Source organism: Paenarthrobacter sp. TE3676 (assembly GCF_056279165.1).
This window is the reverse complement of sequence record NZ_JBWBQU010000001.1, coordinates 376,151-393,225: the sequence shown is the minus strand read 5'-3', so window position 1 is coordinate 393,225 and position 17,075 is coordinate 376,151. Positions and strand designations below refer to the sequence as shown.

Here is a 17,075-nt window from a genome sequence, read left to right as displayed (position 1 = left end):
GGTCCTCTAGGCCGGCTCAGCGAACCACAGCTTGGTCTCGCCATACTTCTTGTCGGCGAAACTTTCCAAGGCGTCGGGCCACAAAGGCTCCGGGCTCCGCGAACTCCGCTCCACCACCACAACGGCCGCATCGTCCAAATGCGGCCCCAGCTTTGCCAGCACAGCACTCAAGGCAGGCTCATCCAAGGGGTAGGGCGGATCAAGGAAGACGAGATCCCACATGTCTGCGTTACCCGCTCGCTCCAGGAATGATTCCACCTTGGAACGATGGACTGAGACCCTTTTCCCGCCCAGGAGTTGGTTCACCAGATCCGCATTGCGCTGGCAGACATCGCTTGCCTTGGCGTCGAACTCCACCAGATCCACGGTCCGGGCCCCTCGGCTGGCACTTTCGATTCCCAAGGATCCAGAGCCTGCATAAAGGTCCAGGACCCGGGCATCGTCGATGACTGCCAAGGATTCCAGGCGGGAAAAGAGCGCCTCCTTGACCCTGTCCGTGGTGGGACGCGTGGCCGTTCCCGGGACGCTGGCCAGCGGGTTCCCGCCACCAACTCCGGCGATGATCCGGCTCACAGGGATTCTCCATGAGCGCGCTTCCATGGATCTCTAACCGCGTTCAAGGAACGCCTCCTTCTCCGGGTTCAAATAATCATCTATTGCGGCGGCAAGTGCCGGCTGTTGTTGCAGGGCAGGGTCTTCCGACACCAGGCCTTGGGCGTCGGTACGTGCGCGGGCAATGATGTCTTCGTGTTCAAGTACACGGAGCAACTTCAGGGTGGAGCGTCCGCCGGATTGCGAAGCACCTAGAATGTCGCCTTCACGGCGGAGTTTCAAGTCTTCCTGGGACAGCTCAAAGCCGTCAGTCGTTGAAGCCACGGCATCAAGCCGGCGACGACTCGGGTGGCCGGGTTCCAGCGTGGTCACCAGCAGGCAAGTGCCGGGCAAACCTCCGCGGCCTACCCGCCCACGCAGCTGGTGGAGCTGTGAGATTCCAAAGCAGTCGGCATCGAGAATCACCATGAGGGTGGCGTTGTGGACATCGACGCCCACCTCAATGACAGTGGTGGACACCAGCACTTTGGTGTTGTTGGAGGCGAAGGAGGCCATCGTCTCTGACTTCACCTGCGGATCCTGCCGCCCATGGAGCGGCGCTACCGGGACGCCAGCCAGTGAAGGCTCCTGCAGGAGGCTTTCGACGACGGCGGTCACCGATGCGAGTTCCCGCGCCGGGCCTTCGTCCGCCAGGTCGGCATCGCTGGGTTCCGCTTCGCCCGGACTGAAGTCGCCGTCGTCGTCGGAGCCGATCTTGGGGCACACCACGTAAACCTGGTGACCCGAATCGACTTCTTCGCGGGAACGTTTCCATATTCGGTCCACCCAGCCCGGATTCTCCGCGAGCCCCACGACGTGAGTGGAAATCGGCGCACGCCCGGCCGGAAGCTCATCAAGGATGGAGGTCTCGAGGTCACCGAATACCGTCATGGCCACCGTGCGGGGAATCGGTGTGGCTGTCATGACCAGCAAGTGTGGAGGCCGCTGCGCCTTGGCCCGGAGGGCATCGCGCTGTTCCACCCCAAAGCGGTGCTGCTCATCGACCACGATCAGACCGAGGTCTTGGAAGCTGGTCTTGTCGCTCAGCAAAGCGTGCGTGCCAATGACAATTCCCGCATTTCCTGAGGCCGCGTCCAGCATTGCCTGTTTCCGCGCAGCGGTGGGCATGGAACCGGTCAGGAGCGTCACTTGAACGGCTTCCTGGGTGGAGTCGCCGCCAAGCATGCCGGCACCGCCAAAGATGTGGTCGCGGGCGAGCGCACCCAACGTCTTGCGGATGGAGTGGAAATGCTGGGCCGCCAGGACCTCCGTGGGCGCCAGGAGTGCTGCCTGGCCACCTGCATCCACTACCTGCAACATGGCCCGCAAGGCCACGATCGTCTTTCCCGAGCCCACTTCGCCCTGCAGCAGACGGTTCATGGGAGTGTCGCGCCCGAGCTCTTCAGCCAGCGTCTTTCCGACGGCGGATTGGCCGGCAGTCAGGGTAAAGGGCAGGTTTTGATCGAACTTAGTGAGCAAACCTCCCACGCGCGGACGGCGCGCAGTGGCTTCTTCTGCAGCCAGCTGGGCGCGCCGGCGTGCGAGGGCCGTTTGCAGCACCAGGGCTTCCTGGTACCGGAAGCGTTCCTGAGCGCGTTGCCAGTCCTTGGCAATCCCGGGTGAATGGATCAAGCGGTAGGCCTCAGCGACACTGAGCAGGCCGTCCCTTCGGACGATGCTTGCCGGAAGCGGATCTTCCAGGGAATCAAGGTCCATGGTCTGGAGCAGGGCAGTGATCACTTTGTGGATGGACCAACTGGTCAGCTTGGCCGTTGCCGGATAAATGGGGATGGGCATGGCTGCGAGTTTTTCGGGGTCTACAGACCCTTCCGCTTCCGGGTCCTCGTCCAGCAGAAGGAAGTCCGGGTTGGTCAGGCCGAGGGCTCCACCGTAACGGGTCACCTTGCCTGAAAACATGGCCCGACGACCAGCCAGGAGTTCAGCTTTTGCCCGGAACCCGTTGAAGAAGCTGACCTTCAACGTACCTGGAACACCGCTACCACCGGCTTCGTCCGTCACCACCACATCGGTGATCGAACCACGGCGGGCCCTCATCTGGCGGGTACTGTTGGACAGCACCCGGGCAATCAGCGTGACCTCTTCATCCAGCGGGAGCTTGCTGATGGGCGTCAACTCACCGCGGTTCAAGTATCTGCGAGGAAAGTAATTCAGCAATGCTCCGGCCGTTTTTAGGCCCAAATGCTTGTCTATGACGGCCGCAGACCGCTTGCCAATCCTGCGTTCGAGGGGCAGGTCCAGCTCAGTATTCATGCCGTGGCTGGCCTGATTCGCTGCCGACTGGTTCTTGTGTGGGAGCCGGGCGCTGCACGTCGTCACGGGGTATTGCCAACTGGCTTACTGCTATATCAGTCGGTTCTCCCAGCGAACGAATGAATGCGACGGCCGGTTCCGGGTCGGCGACGTGGACATGGACGCGCCAACGGTAACTGATCTCCACACTGGATTCGTCGTCGTCATCATCTGCGCCTTGGGCACCGCCGACTTGGCTCATGATGACGGAATCGCCCATCTCGTCCAGGCGTTGCCGAAGGATGGCCGCATTCAGGGGCGAGAGGTTGATGGTGCACATGACTTCCACGCCGTCGTCGGCCGGCATGTGCTCGTGGATGTGGGGATCCTGCAATTTGTAGCCGTGGAGGCCGTCGAGCAGCTCCTCCTGGAGTTCTTCCCCGAGGACGGCGGCTCGGAGGCAATCAAGCACCAGCAGCATCCCCACGCCGCCTGCGTCCACCACATGTGCTTCATGGAGTTGTGCGAGCTCATCCTCTGTCCGGACGACGGCTTGGTAGGCGGCCTCCACCACGGCGTCGAGCGAGAGCCCCAATGCATGGTTGCTGTCGTCGCCACTTTGGGATGCGTCCACGGCTTGAGCAGCATGGGCGGCCGCTTCCAAAACCGAAAGCATGGTGCCTGCCACAGGTTCACTCAGGGCAGACCAGGCACGGATCTGTGCCCTGTTCAGCGCAGTGGCAAGCAGGGGCGCGCTGAGGCGGGTTTTCCCGGCCAGGGGCTCGGCAGCGGCGCAGAGGAACACTGCAAAGAGTGTGCCCGAATTGCCTCGGGCTTGCTCCATGGCTGCCTGCCCGGCACGGGACAGTACGGCGCCGACGTCGTTGCCGGTTTCAGTGGAGTCCGGCGCAGTTCCGCCAAGGGCAGCCACAGCTGCCCGGACAGTGAGATAAAGGTTGGTTCCGGTATCTCCGTCAGCGACGGGGAAGATGTTGATCGCATTGAGACGGTCACTGTGGTTGCCGAGGACCACCTCCGCCTTGCCGAGCCAACGTTTCATGGCGTGTGCATTCGCGGCGATCTTAGTCTGCAAAGTGATCCCATCCAACGGTGTCAGCAGTTTGCCCGGCAATCCGGACGCCACTGCCTGGCGGCTCGACAACGGCTTGCACCGAGCCTATCGCAGTGAAGCCCTGCGGCAGCTGAATTCCTGCCGGGAACGTAGCAAGCAAACCATGGTCTTCTCCCCCGCCAAGCACCCACCGCATGGCTTCCCTTCCCAGAACGGCCGCTGCTGGTTCCAGTGAGGCTGCATAAGTCTTCAAAGCAACCGGATCGAAATCAAGGATCACGTTGCTCGCTCCGGCCAGGCGGCTGCCATCCCGCAGCAGGCCATCGGAAATGTCCATCATGGCCGTGGCACCGGTACGCGCAGCCAGCGGTCCGGCGGCCAGCGGTGGCATCGGCCGGCATTGGTTGTCCACCAGGCTCCGCAATTCAGAAGACAGGTTGTCGAACGGAATGTCGCTTTCCAGCAGGGCCCAGCCCGCAGCTGCCCTTCCCAGGGCCCCTGAAACCGCCACGACGTCCCCGGCTTTGGCACCGGACCTCAGCACTGGCGCAACACCGGCAAGCGTCCCGACGACGGCGACAGTCACCGCCAGCTCGCGGCCCCTTCCAAGGTCTCCGCCTGCCACCGAGCAATCCGAAGCGCCCAAGCCAACAATTGCCGCCGTGAGCCCATCAGCAAAAGCTTCAACCCATTCGACCGGCGTTTCCGGCGGCATGGTGAGGCTTACCACGAGACTCGTGGCGCTGCCGCCCATGGCGTTGATGTCGCTGAGGTTTTGCGCTGCGGCCTTCCAGCCGACGTCGAATCCTGTGGTCCGGTAGCCGTTACGCCACTCAAGCCTGAAGTCCTGGTCCTGCGTTTGGGTGTCGATGGAGATGAGCGCCCTGCCATCCGGCGCTGCTATCAGGGCGGCGTCGTCGCCGGGTCCCAGCAGAACGCCTGGGCTATGGTGCAGGCGCGGAAAAATCCGCGCGAGGAGCTCTGACTCCGACAGGTGTTGGACGGTCAACGGTTCTTCTGGCACTGCTGTCAACTCTTCTCTTGGCACGGCGCCTGCGTCTTCTCATGGCACCGCTCTACGCTATCGCGATCCACCGACAGAATAATGCGGCTCTCCGGACGGCAGTTCCAGCGGGAATGTGACCCGGGCAACGCGAATCTGCCTGCCGGCGCTTGCGGGATAGGCTGGATAAATGCACCGAAAGACCCTTCCCCGGACCGCCCTGGCCATCGCCTTGGCTTCCGCATCCGTCACCGTTTTGTCGGCCTGTGCGCCTACGGTGGACGTCACGGCAGCCTCCGACGCCGCCAATCCTGCCTGCGCGCCAATGATGGTTGCTCTGCCGGACCAGATCGGTGATGCTGCCCTCCGCAAAACCAACAGCCAGGCGACAGCTGCCTGGGGAGATCCTTCGCAGGTCATTCTCCGATGCGGAGTGAACGTTCCCGGACCCACCACGGACCGTTGTGTGAGCGTCAATGACATCGACTGGGTCATCAAGGAAGGCGATCCCGTCTACACCCTGACCACGTTCGGCCGCGAACCAGCCACGGAGATCTTGATAGATCCAGTCAAGCTGGAGGCGGCAAACATCAGTTCAGCAACTGTCCTGACTGAGTTGGCAGCCGCGGTTGGCAAGATCAAGGCGACCGGAAAGTGCGTGGGCCAGGAAGATCTGCAGAACCTGCCATCCCCGCAGTAGTGCTTTAGCGCAGCCCCGTCTTGCGGGTCAGAGCAAGGTGGATCAGTTCGTCGATCAAGTCCCCGTAAGCCAGCCCGGATGCCGCCCACATCTGCGGGTACATGCTCTTGGGCGTGAAACCCGGCATGGTATTGATCTCATTGATGATCAGTTCACCGGCCGGGGTGTAGAAGAAATCCACACGGCTGAGGCCTTCCGCCCCCACGGCGTCGAAAGCGACGGCGGCGAGTTCACGCACGCGTGCGATTGCCTCGTCCGGCATGTCAGCCGGGCAACTCAGGGCTGCGGCACCGTCTTCAACGTACTTGGCGGCAAAGTCGTAGAACTGGTGCTCACCGGTTGCCACCGCAATCTCACCAGGCATGGAAGTACGGGGCGCATCCGTGCCACGACCCTGCAGGACAGCACACTCGATCTCGCGGCCCACGATGCCGGCTTCAATGACCAGCTTCAGGTCATGGCGGCGGGCTTCCTCGATGGCAGCGTCGAGCCCTTCCATCGAGTCGACCTTGGAGATACCCATGGACGAACCCGCGCGGGCAGGCTTAACGAACACGGGGTACCCGAGCTTGTCCACGCGCTTACGGACGGCCTCGGCGTCCGTGGTCCATTCGCGGTCCGTGACGGCCACGTACGGTCCTACGCTCAGTCCGGCGGATTCAAAAACCACCTTCATGAAATGCTTGTCCATCCCCACGGCCGAGGCCAGCACACCGGCGCCTACATAGCGCGTGTCCGAAAGCTCCAGGAGGCCCTGGATGGTCCCATCTTCGCCCCATGGCCCATGCAGCAGGGGGAAGACAACGTCCACGGAACCCAGTTCCTGGGGAACCGCGTTGGGCTCGGTAACGATGAGCTGATGCTCACCACCCACTTCGGCCAGGGTCACGGTCCTGCCTGAGGGCGCCACCTCGGGAAGCGCTGCCGAAGTCAAGGACCAGTCGCTGGTGTCACCCGAGGCAAGTACCCACTGCCCCGATTTGGCGATGCCAATCGGTATGACCTCGTACTTGTTCTTGTCGATCGCTCCCATGACGCCAGCCGCTGTCACGCAGCTGACGGCATGTTCGCTGGAGCGACCCCCAAAGAGAATCGCTACGCGGGGGCGGCCCGTCAAGGGGGTGGATTGGTCAGTCACCATCAGTAGTCGCCTTCGGACTTCAGTGCCCGGGCCAACAGCCGTGGTCCCAGGTCATCAACGGACATTCTGCCTTCCAGCACTGCCACGACGGCAGCCGTAATGGGCATTTCAACATTCAATTTGCCGGCCAGCTCGTGCACAGCGGGGCCGGATTTGATGCCCTCTGCTGTCTGCGTCATCTGTTCAGCCACTTGCTCGAGGCTGAGGCCTTCACCAAGCAACCTGCCGGCGGTGTGATTCCGGGACAGGGCTGAAGAGCAAGTGGCAACAAGATCGCCGAGTCCGGCAAGACCGGCCATTGTGTGGGCTTCTCCGCCAAGGGCCAAGGCAAGCCGGGACGTCTCAGCGAGTCCGCGCGTGATCACCGAGGCTTTGGTGTTGTCGCCCATCTGCCGGCCTTCGCAAATGCCCACAGCAAGCGCAATCACATTTTTTACGATCCCGCCGATTTCCACGCCCACAACATCAGTGCTGGTGTACGGCCGGAAGTACGGCGCCGTGCAGCACAGCGCTATGGCAGCAGAAGTGTCTGCGTCACTGCAGGCAACAACTGACGCTGTTGGTTGTTCCCTGGCAATCTCCATGGCCAGATTGGGGCCTGAGACTACTGCTACACGCGGTGCGGGAAGACCCAACTCCTGGGCAATGACTTCGCTCATCCGGGCGTCCGTGCCCAGTTCCAGGCCCTTCATCAGGGAGACAACCACGGCGTCAGGCGCAAGGAAGGCCTTCCACTCCCCGAGCTGCGGTCGAAGTGACTGGGCGGGTACGGCGAGGACCACCAGGGTGGCATCCTTGAGCACCTTCTCCACATCCGTGGATGCTGTTACGGATGGTGGAAGCTCAATGTCTTTGAGGTACTGCTCGTTTCGGTGCGAAGAGTTGATCTGCTCCACGACCTCCGCCCGACGACCCCAGATCCGGATACTACGTTCAGATCCGGTAGCCGCAGCGGCATCGGCCAGGACCTTGGCAAACGTGGTTCCCCACGAACCCGCGCCCAAAACAGCCACGATGTCCGGCGTGGAGACATTCGTTTCCACCGTGGTCATTTGCCGTCCCCGCCTTCGTGGGCATCAGGAGAACCACCCTGAATGAAGCGGCCGTGCTTGGACTGCTTGTGCACAGCCGGATCCCAGCGTTCAGCCGGGGCCTGTTCGCCTCGAAGGGTTTCAAGGAGTTCGGTAATGGCATCCATGATGACTTCAGTGGCCGCTGTCAGCGTTGTGCGATCCAGCGGCCGTTCGCTGAAGGCACTGAGATCAACGGGCTTCCCAATAAGCACTCGGACGGTTTTCCGCGGGAAGATATGGAACCGCTTGGCATACCGGGGGAAAACCTCTTGTGCACCCCAGTGCGCCATGGGCACCACAGGGGCTCCGGTCTGCAGGGCTAGCCTGGCGGCCCCGGTATGGCCCTTCATGGGCCACAAATCGGGATCGCGCGTGAGAGTGCCCTCGGGGTAGATGATGATGGCACCACCGGCGTCCACCACTTCTTTGGCGACTTGAAGCGAGCGGTTCGCTCCCGCCGTCGAGCGTTCAACCGGTATCTGCTTGGTGGCGTGCAGCAGGGCACCCAGAACGGGCACTTTGAAGAGGCCCGTCTTGGCGAGGAAATGCGGTGGCCGCTTCTGGTTGTACACCATGTGTCCGATGACGATGGGGTCGATCTCGGTGCAGTGGTTTGGTACTGCGATGAAGCCGCCGGGTGGAAGGTTCTCCACGCCTTCCCACTTCCTGGCCATCAGGACATTCATCAACGGACGCGCGAGACCCGCCAGCAGCATGAACGTTGCACGGCTCTTGGCCGATTCCTTCAAAGGAGCCCCCGCTACTTGGTGGTGGTGATATCGAAATCGGCGCCCAGGCCGGCCAGCTTCTCGGTAAAGCGCTCGTACCCGCGGTTGATGATGTCGATGCCCGTAACGCGTGACGTGCCCGTAGCTGCCAGCGCTGCGATGAGGTGGCTGAAACCACCCCGGAGATCGGGGATGTCAATGTCTGTGCCCCTGAGCGGGGTGGGGCCTGAAATCACTGCTGAGTGCAGGAAGTTCCGCTGTCCGAACCGGCAGGGAACACTACCCAGGCACTCGCGGTGTACCTGGATGTTCGCACCCATCCGGGCAAGGGCTTCCGTGAATCCGAAGCGGTTCTCATAGACAGTCTCGTGGACGATGGAAACGCCCTCGGCCTGTGTCAGGGCAACCACCAGCGGCTGCTGCCAGTCAGTCATGAAGCCCGGGTGGACATCCGTCTCCAGGACGAGCGGGGAGAGCTTGCCGCCTTGGTGGTAGAAGCGGATACCGTCGTCGCCGATGTCCATGCCGCCACCAACTTTGCGGTAGGTATTGAGGAACGTCATCATGTCGCGCTGCGAAGCACCCTCAACATAAATGTCGCCACGGGTAACCAATGCAGCAGAGGCCCAGGATGCGGATTCGTTCCGGTCCGGGAGCGCACGGTGGTTGTAACCCCGAAGGTCCTTGACGCCCTCGATCCGGATGGTCCGGTCAGTCTGGACGCTGATGATGGCGCCCATCTTCTGCAGGACCGCGATGAGGTCGATGATCTCTGGTTCCGTGGCCGCGCCAATGAGTTCAGTGATGCCCTCGGCACGCGTTGCGCTCAGGAGCACCTGCTCGGTGGCGCCAACCGATGGATACGGCAGCGAAATTTTGGCTCCATGCAGGCCATTCGGGGCAGAGATATGGATGCCGCCCGGGCGCTTTTCCACCACCGCGCCGAACTGCCGCAGGACATTCAGGTGATAGTCGATGGGCCTGTCGCCGATCTTGCAGCCACCCAGATCCGGGATGAAGGCCTCGCCGATCGCGTGAATCAGCGGTCCGCACAGCAGGATGGGAATCCGCGAATCGCCGGCGTGCGCATCAATTGCCGTGCTGGAGGCCGTCTTTGCATCTTTCGGATCCAGGGTGAGGTCGCCCGATACCGGATCCTTCACAACGGTCACGCCGTGCAGCTGCAGCAGGCTGGTGACAACCTCGACGTCCTTGATTTCCGGCACGTTCCTCAGCACCGATGGTTCGCTGCCCAGCAACGCCGCCACCATGGCCTTGGGCACCAGGTTCTTGGCACCGCGAACGGTCACTCGCCCGGTCAACGGGACGCCACCGCGGATTGTCAGAACACTACTCATCTATACCGGTTTCCTCACGACTACTCGCCCCCCAAACTTACAAAGGCTCCAGCTAAGCATAGAAGCTCGCTTTACCGATCCGAAATGGAACCGCCCGACACACCCCGTATCCGGCTTCAGCCGCACCCCGACGAAAAAGGACCGGCAGACGCTCCCGAGGGAGGCCTGCCGGTCCGATTATCCGCAGGTTGCGGCCAAAGACAAGGGGCTACCGGGCATCAACTTTCGCCGGGAGTGTCTTCGGCTTGAAAGCCGGGCGGGTGGCCTCGTACGCCGTGATGTCCGACTCATGCTGAAGGGTCAGGCCGATGTCATCGAGGCCTTCCAGGAGGCGCCAACGGGTGTAGTCGTCAATCTCGAACGGCGCCACCACGTTGCCGCACTCAACCGTTTTGGACACCAGGTCAACCTTGACCTCAGTTCCCGGCTGGTTTTCCAGGACCTTCCAGATCAGTTCGATGTCATCCTGTGCCACCTGGGCTGCCAGCAGCCCCTGCTTTCCGGAGTTTCCGCGGAAAATGTCGGCGAACCGGGAAGACAGGACGGCTTTGAAACCATAGTCCTTCAATGCCCAGACAGCGTGCTCACGGGATGACCCCGTACCGAAGTCAGGGCCTGCCACCAGCACTGAGCCCGCATTGAACGGGGCCTGGTTAAGGATGAAGGACTCGTCCTTCCGCCAAGCAGCGAACAAAGCGTCCTCGAAGCCAGTGCGCGTGATGCGCTTGAGGTACACAGCGGGGATGATCTGATCGGTGTCCACGTTGCTCTGACGCAGTGGAACGCCGATGCCGGTGTGGGTAGTGAATGCTTCCATGGGATCCTCCTAGACTGCGATTCCGGTCAGTGTGCCTGCGGTAGCGGACTCGAGGTCCGACGGCGAACTCAGCGTGCCCCGGACAGCAGTGGCGGCAGCCACGACAGGCGAGACCAGGTGCGTGCGGCCGCCCTTGCCCTGGCGACCCTCAAAGTTGCGGTTGGATGTTGAGGCGCAGCGCTCCCCCGGCTCCAACTGGTCCGGGTTCATGCCCAAGCACATGGAACAACCGGCAAAACGCCATTCTGCGCCGAATTCCTTGAAGACCTTATCCAGGCCTTCCGCCTCTGCCTCCAGGCGGACACGGGCGGAACCCGGTACCACCAGCATGCGGACCTTGGGGTCCTTTTCGCGGCCACGAATGATGTCCGCAGCAGCGCGCAGGTCCTCGATGCGTGAATTAGTGCAGGATCCCAGGAAGACGGTGTCCACGCGGATGTCCTTCATGGGAGTGCCGGCTTCCAAGCCCATGTACTGCAGGGCGCGCTCGGCAGCTGCTTTGGCATTCTCGTCACCGAAATCTTCCGGCGACGGTACCTTGGCGGACAGCGACACGCCCTGGCCCGGGTTGGTTCCCCAGGTCACGAACGGTTCGAGCGTATCGGCGTCCAGGTCAACCTCGACGTCGAAAGTTGCGTCCGCGTCCGTGTTGAGCGTGTTCCAGTACTCGACGGCGGCATCCCAGTCTGCGCCTTCCGGCGCGTGGGGGCGGCCCTGCATGTAGTCGTACGTGGTCTGGTCCGGAGCCACCATACCGGCGCGGGCACCGGCTTCGATGGACATGTTGCAAATGGTCATCCGGGCATCCATCGACAACGCACGGATGGCAGAGCCACGGTATTCGAGAACATAACCCTGACCGCCGCCTGTCCCGATCTTGGCGATGACGGCAAGAATGATGTCCTTGGCGGTGACGCCGGGACGCAGGGTGCCTTCAACATTGATGGCCATGGTCTTGAATGGCTTCAAAGACAGGGTTTGGGTGGCCATGACATGCTCCACCTCGGACGTGCCGATTCCCATGGCCAACGCACCAAAGGCGCCATGTGTTGAGGTGTGCGAGTCGCCGCAGACCACTGTCATGCCCGGCTGGGTCAGTCCCAGCTGCGGCCCCACGACGTGCACGATCCCCTGTTCCTTGTCACCCAGGGAATGTAGTCGGACGCCGAATTCCTTGCAGTTGGCGCGCAGGGTCTCAATCTGCGTGCGGCTGGTCAGGTCCGCGATTGGCTTGTCAATGTCCAGCGTGGGAGTGTTGTGATCCTCCGTGGCGATGGTCAGGTCGACGCGCCGCAGGGGCCGGCCAGCCAGGCGCAGGCCCTCAAACGCCTGCGGGGATGTCACTTCGTGGACCAGGTGCAGGTCGATGAAGAGAAGGTCTGGCTGGGCATTGGCTCCTTCGCCCTCACCCTTGCGCACTACGTGCGCGTCCCAGACTTTCTCGGCCAGTGTCTTTCCCACGGCCTTGCTCCCTTCACTGCGGTTGGCTTGTTGCGTTGTTCTTGTTCCACTGAAGCAGCACCGCCGCGAAATAGGCCAGCGAAACAACTTGCATCTCAGATATTGAGACGGCAATATCATTACATGGACAATTCTAGTGGAGTCGGTGTCATTGATAAAGCGGCCCAAGTACTCGATGCACTTGAGGCAGGGCCCACGACTCTCGCGCAACTCGTAGCGGCCACAGGGCTTGCCCGGCCCACAGTTCACCGCCTTGCGCTGGCTCTGGTTCACCATCGCCTGGTGAGCCGGGACATCCAAGGACGCTTCGTCCTGGGCAGCCGGTTGGTGGAGCTCGCATCCGCTGCCGGTGAAGACCGGCTCATCGCCTCCGCAGGACCCGTTCTCATTCAGCTCCGGGACGCCACAGGCGAAAGCGCGCAGATCTTCCGCCGCCAGGGCGACTGGCGTGTCTGCGTGGCATCCGCGGAACGTCCCATCGGCCTGCGTGACACCATTCCGGTGGGGACCCAGCTCTCCATGAAGGCCGGCTCCGCCGCACAGGTCCTGCTGGCGTGGGAAGACCACGACCGCCTCCTCGAAGGGCTGCAAAACGCCCGCTTTACGCCCACCGTCCTTGCAGGCGTACGACGCCGGGGCTGGGGTCAGAGCCTTGGCGAACGCGAGCCCGGGGTCGCCTCGGTTTCAGCCCCCGTTCGCGGACCGTCAGGCCGGGTCATCGCGGCCGTGTCCATTTCAGGTCCGATTGAACGCCTTACCCGCCAGCCGGGCCGCCTTCACGCCGAGGTAGTTTGTAACGCCGCCCGGGTTTTGACCGAAGCCCTGCGCAAGAACAATGACTAGCCTGAGTAACTACGCCGTATTCCTCCGCGGCATCAATGTGGGCGGCATCAACATCAAGATGGCCGATCTCACATCAGCCCTCAAGGACTACCCGTTTACCAAGGTCAAGACGCTGCTGGCCAGCGGAAATGTGGTGCTTCAGAGTGAACTCAGCGCCAAGGACGTCAAGGCGCAGTTCGAGAAGTGCCTACGTGAAACCTTTGGTTACGATGCCTGGGTGGTTGTCCTTACTGCCGCACGGGTAGCGGAATTGGTGGACGCGTGCCCGTACCCGGCGGACGACAAAACCACGCACAGCTACATCACCCTCACCTCCGATACAGCCATGCTCGATGAACTTTTTCAGGCAGGCGAAGCGGTGGACGGCGTGGAACAAGTGCGGCTGGGCCCGGAAGCCTCCGCGTGGCTGGCTCCCGCCGGCGGGACGCTGGACAGCCCCTTCAGCAAGCTCTCGGCCAAGGCACGCTACAAAGCCAGCACGACTACAAGGAACCTGCGCACGCTCATCAAAGTCAGGGACGCCGCTTCGGCCCTTTAAGCTGCAGGGCCCTAGCCGGAGCGCGCAGCCTTCAGCGCCGCGTTGAACGCTTTCAAGCGCGTAATTTCCACCCCGACAGGCTCCACGATCCGTTGCTCGGCAACTGCTGCCACGGCGGCCTTTAAACGCTTCGCTGCTCCCGATGCCCTGACCCGGGCAGCCCAGCCTCCAAGAATCCTTCCAGTGATGGCAAGGACGATGCCCAGCGCCACTCCCCCGGCGACCATCAGAGTAGGCCACGGCCACCCTTCAGTTCGCGGGACCTCCGGCACTGGCATTTGGAAGTAGCCGAGTACGGCCAACACACCAAGCCACCCAAGGCCGCCTATTGCGAGCAGAAGCGCAATCCATTGAAGGGTATTGAAAAGGATCCACCACAGGGGACGTTTGCCCGCCTTCAAGTCGGTGCCTGCAATAGCTTGATCCAACGCGTCAGGCAGCTGCTCCCGCCCCTCCCTGGCCACGCTGCGAATGGCTGCACGCCAAGGACCGGGGGCGCCGGCGGAAGCCTCATCGGCAAAATCCCTGACGGCGGCGTCCGTCCGTGCCCGTTCCGGCGCCCCCGCAGGAGGCAGCGATGTCCGGCTCAATTCCGGCTTGGTGTCCTCCCTGCCCAGGTTGAGCCTCCGCAATGGGTCGGGTCGGAAACGCAACAGCCATCGGGTGGCGGGCCACCCGGTCCTCTTGGCTGACTCCCTCGTGAAAGATCGCTGCACGGCGTCCACCACCACCGGTACGTTTGCCGCCGTCGAGAGTTCAGACGCCAGGCGGGCCTTCGCGCTTCCTTTGATGCCTCGGGCTTCGCCCTCGCCGGAGGCCCGGGCAAGGTCCGCCGCGGCCTTGGTGACGTCTGCTGACAGGCGCTGTGTTGTTGCCTGCCGTTGGACCACTACGTTCCGGATGGCCGCGCGGAGAGTCGGGACGCCGTCGCCGGTTAGCGCCGAGGCACTGAGGACCCTGACTTTGCCTAGTCCGTCCCGCGCCAGGATCCCTTCCAAGGACTCCATCACGGCGGCTGCATCGGCTGCATTGAGTTTGTCCACTTGGTTCAGGACAACCAGCGTGACGGCACCGTGGGAGGCCATGGGTCGAAGGAAGTCGTTATGCACCGCAGCGTCGGCGTACTTTTGCGGGTCCAGGACCCACACCAGCACATCCACCATGCCCACCATGCGCTGAACAATCTCCCGGTTTTCCACCCTGGTGGAATCGAAGTCGGGCAGGTCCAGCAACACCAGGCCGCTGTTCTCGTCTGCGAGCCCTGGAACAGGCGGTAGGGTATGCCGCTCCTTGACGTCCAGCCAATCAAGCAAAGGGCCGCTGCCCTCTTCGCCCCAGATGCCCGCCAAAGGTGCAGACGTTGTGGGACGCCGCGCAGTGGCAGTCGCGAGATCGCTGCCGGATACAGCATTGAACAACGACGATTTTCCGCTGCCCGTCGCCCCGAAAAACCCCACCACAGTGTGCCCTGCCGACAATGACCGCCGCGAGGTTGCACGCTCCAAAACGTCGTACACTGACTGCAGATCGGGGTCCGGCAGGACGCCCTCAGCCAGTTCCCTGGCAGTGTTGAGCGATTCAAGCCGGCGCTGCAGTTGGGACGACTCGCGGACCTGGCCGTGGCGGCTCATGCGACCCCTGCCAGGCGGCGCAAGGCCTGGGCATGCCGGGCGAGGTTGTCTCCGGAGTTGGGATGGGCCGCTTCAAGGCGATCCAGGAACCGTTGCCTCTCGTCGTCCAGGAGTCGTTGGCACTGTGTGTGCAGATCATCCCTGGCCTGCTGGGCCAAGCGACGTACTGCGTCCTCACCGAACACGGCTTCCAGCAGCTTCTGTCCAACAACAGCCGTTCCGCCTGCGATACCGATCTCCAAGCCACTCAGGCCGGCGGTCATGGAGAACACCACCACCATGAGCGCGGCGCCGAGCCCGTTGACGCCGAAGGACAACCACCGGGCCTGGGTGCGTTTTCCCTGGCCCTGAGTGCGGATCATCTCCATCAGTCCTTCCTGCCAGGAACGAATAGCTGCTGCAGCCTTCGCATCGAAACCCTCGCTGGTGCCCGAAAGATCTTCGGAGCCAAGAAGTTCCCGACCAGCGGGGTCCGAACGCCATCGCCTGTCCACGTTTTCGGCCGCGTTCGCGGCCTCGTCCAGGATCACCGCCTGCAACCCGGTCTCGATCGCTGTTTCAACCTTCACAGCGGGAGCCGGCTCGCCCCGGAAGAAGGCCCCTACACGGTCCCGCATCCGGCCGATATTCTGCTCGAGTGCCCGGAAGAATTCCCCTGTTCCCACGAAGTCCTGCCACCGCGCCAACACTTCGCCGCGAAGCAGCGCTCCGTCCTTCGTGGCTTCCAGAATGCGCGAGAGAGCTTGCTCATACTCGGTGACGCACGTTGACTGGAGATCGTGGGCGGCGGCATCCTGGGCCGCAGCAGCACCCGCGATTCCCTCCAACCGGACGCTGACAGCTTTGACTGCGCCATTCAGTGTCCGCCTGGCCACTTCCGCCCGTCCGGCCGCATTGGCCGCCAAGGCCCCCAGCCACTGACGCAAGCCGACCACGGAGTCCTCCGGGAGCATCCCCAGCCCATCCAAGGCACTCTCCGGAACGACGAAGAGCTTCGCGTCAGCCAGGCCCTGCCGGTCCAGCATTGCCTGGAGGTCAGTCCTGACTTCATCCTCCGCAGCTGCGGGCACGCGGTCCAGGACCACCGCTACGGTGATATCCCGCGAAGCTGCGTCCAAGAGCAGGCGCCACGGCACGGCGTCGGCATAGCGGTTAGCCGTGGTGACAAACACCCAGAGGTCAGCGGCAGCAAGCAGTTGTCCGGCGAGCCGACGGTTGTCATCGGAGATGGAGTCGACATCGGGTGCATCCAGAAGGGCGATTCCCTGGGGCACTGACTCGTGTCCCACCAGTACCAAAGACGTGATGGCCTGTGCGTCCGGAGCGGCCCCTGCCTGATGCGCCGGGAGAGGACTCGCAGAGACGGTGCCGCGGATACGGTCCAGGCTGGGAAGTATCCGGTGGCCTTCAAACCACCCCGCGTCCAGAGGATGGTGCAGGAGGATGGGCTGGCGCGTGGTGGGCCTGATAGCGCCTGCACGGGTCACCGGGTAGCCGATCAGCGCGTTGACCAGCGTGGATTTCCCTGCGCCGGTGGAACCACCTACGACGGCCAGCAGCGGAGCGTCGAGGCTGCGGTAGCGGGGAATCACGTAGTCGTCGAGCTGGGCCAGGGATTCACGGATCCACTGACGGGCTTCCCGGACCTCCGGCACCGCGAGCGGAAGGGTTGTGGCCGCGAGTTCCGCACGGGCAGCTTCCAAGGCCTCGACGGCGGTTGCCGCACCTTGGGCAGCTTGGGTAGCCCGGGGTGTTGTCTCATCATCATTTGCGGTCACAGCATCATCATGCCAGCCCGATCTCCGTCACAGGAGCGGCGCAAGCACCGTGGCCGAAATTGGGGAAAAAGAAATCCCCCGGAACAGTGGT

General features: G+C 62.8%; 15 protein-coding genes. 3 read left to right on the top strand and 12 right to left on the bottom strand.

Features of this window, described 5'->3' with window-relative positions:
- Window positions 1-6: 6 nt before the first annotated feature.
- The 4 genes from rsmD to thiL are packed head-to-tail and all read right to left on the bottom strand — an operon-like array spanning window position 7 to window position 4,937.
- Complete coding sequence (rsmD, locus tag ACZ881_RS01945) at window positions 7-573, bottom strand: 16S rRNA (guanine(966)-N(2))-methyltransferase RsmD (RefSeq protein WP_370629178.1); 567 nt, start codon at window positions 571-573, stop codon at window positions 7-9.
- A 33-nt stretch (window positions 574-606) separates the two neighbouring features.
- Window positions 607-2,862, bottom strand: a complete 2,256-nt coding sequence (locus ACZ881_RS01940; RefSeq protein ID WP_476112222.1) for an ATP-dependent DNA helicase RecG — start codon at window positions 2,860-2,862, stop codon at window positions 607-609.
- Window positions 2,852-3,901 (bottom strand): DAK2 domain-containing protein, encoded by a 1,050-nt coding sequence (locus tag ACZ881_RS01935; protein WP_476112220.1) that lies wholly within the window; start codon window positions 3,899-3,901, stop codon window positions 2,852-2,854. The genes ACZ881_RS01940 and ACZ881_RS01935 overlap by 11 nt, the downstream gene beginning before the upstream one ends.
- Before the next feature lie 22 nt (window positions 3,902-3,923).
- Entirely contained in the window at window positions 3,924-4,937 is a 1,014-nt protein-coding gene (gene thiL, locus ACZ881_RS01930; RefSeq protein WP_476112218.1) for a thiamine-phosphate kinase, read from the bottom strand.
- A 169-nt stretch (window positions 4,938-5,106) separates the two neighbouring features.
- Here thiL and ACZ881_RS01925 point away from each other — a divergent pair, with 169 nt between their 5' ends.
- Entirely contained in the window at window positions 5,107-5,616 is a 510-nt protein-coding gene (locus tag ACZ881_RS01925; protein ID WP_476112216.1) for a DUF3515 family protein, read from the top strand.
- 4 nt (window positions 5,617-5,620) lie between these two features.
- Here the strand turns inward: ACZ881_RS01925 and ACZ881_RS01920 are convergent, their stop codons facing one another.
- The 6 genes from ACZ881_RS01920 to leuC all read right to left on the bottom strand — a co-directional run bounded on the left by ACZ881_RS01920 (window position 5,621) and on the right by leuC (window position 12,194).
- Entirely contained in the window at window positions 5,621-6,757 is a 1,137-nt protein-coding gene (locus ACZ881_RS01920) for a D-alanine--D-alanine ligase family protein (RefSeq protein WP_179017224.1), read from the bottom strand.
- A complete protein-coding gene (locus ACZ881_RS01915; RefSeq protein ID WP_476112214.1) occupies window positions 6,757-7,809 on the bottom strand; it encodes an NAD(P)H-dependent glycerol-3-phosphate dehydrogenase in 1,053 nt (350 codons plus the stop codon). The genes ACZ881_RS01920 and ACZ881_RS01915 overlap by 1 nt, the downstream gene beginning before the upstream one ends.
- Entirely contained in the window at window positions 7,806-8,579 is a 774-nt protein-coding gene (locus ACZ881_RS01910; RefSeq protein WP_178996748.1) for a lysophospholipid acyltransferase family protein, read from the bottom strand. The genes ACZ881_RS01915 and ACZ881_RS01910 overlap by 4 nt, the downstream gene beginning before the upstream one ends.
- 11 nt (window positions 8,580-8,590) lie before the next feature.
- Window positions 8,591-9,916 (bottom strand): UDP-N-acetylglucosamine 1-carboxyvinyltransferase, encoded by a 1,326-nt coding sequence (gene murA / locus ACZ881_RS01905; protein WP_091468167.1) that lies wholly within the window; start codon window positions 9,914-9,916, stop codon window positions 8,591-8,593.
- A 208-nt stretch (window positions 9,917-10,124) separates the two neighbouring features.
- On the bottom strand, window positions 10,125-10,733 hold the full coding sequence (gene leuD, locus ACZ881_RS01900) for a 3-isopropylmalate dehydratase small subunit (protein WP_476112211.1): 609 nt from the start codon (window positions 10,731-10,733) through the stop codon (window positions 10,125-10,127).
- A gap of 9 nt (window positions 10,734-10,742) precedes the next feature.
- Complete coding sequence (gene leuC, locus ACZ881_RS01895; RefSeq protein WP_476112209.1) at window positions 10,743-12,194, bottom strand: 3-isopropylmalate dehydratase large subunit; 1,452 nt, start codon at window positions 12,192-12,194, stop codon at window positions 10,743-10,745.
- Between the two features lie 123 nt (window positions 12,195-12,317).
- Here leuC and ACZ881_RS01890 point away from each other — a divergent pair, with 123 nt between their 5' ends.
- Window positions 12,318-13,037 carry an IclR family transcriptional regulator gene (locus ACZ881_RS01890; protein ID WP_014922101.1) on the top strand — a complete coding sequence of 240 codons (720 nt, stop codon included), beginning with the start codon at window positions 12,318-12,320 and terminating at the stop codon, window positions 13,035-13,037.
- Window position 13,038: 1 nt separating this feature from the next.
- Window positions 13,039-13,575, top strand: coding sequence for a DUF1697 domain-containing protein (locus ACZ881_RS01885; RefSeq protein ID WP_474662271.1), 537 nt, complete (start codon window positions 13,039-13,041; stop codon window positions 13,573-13,575).
- An 11-nt stretch (window positions 13,576-13,586) separates the two neighbouring features.
- On the opposite strand, the gene ACZ881_RS01880 is transcribed toward ACZ881_RS01885, so the two are convergent.
- Together ACZ881_RS01880 and ACZ881_RS01875 are read right to left on the bottom strand one after the other, a co-directional pair.
- Window positions 13,587-15,206, bottom strand: coding sequence for a GTPase (locus ACZ881_RS01880; protein ID WP_476112206.1), 1,620 nt, complete (start codon window positions 15,204-15,206; stop codon window positions 13,587-13,589).
- Window positions 15,203-16,984: a dynamin family protein gene (locus ACZ881_RS01875; protein WP_091468177.1), complete on the bottom strand. Its 1,782-nt coding sequence runs from the start codon at window positions 16,982-16,984 to the stop codon at window positions 15,203-15,205. Before ACZ881_RS01875 ends, ACZ881_RS01880 begins: the two co-directional genes overlap by 4 nt.
- Window positions 16,985-17,075: the final 91 nt, after the last annotated feature.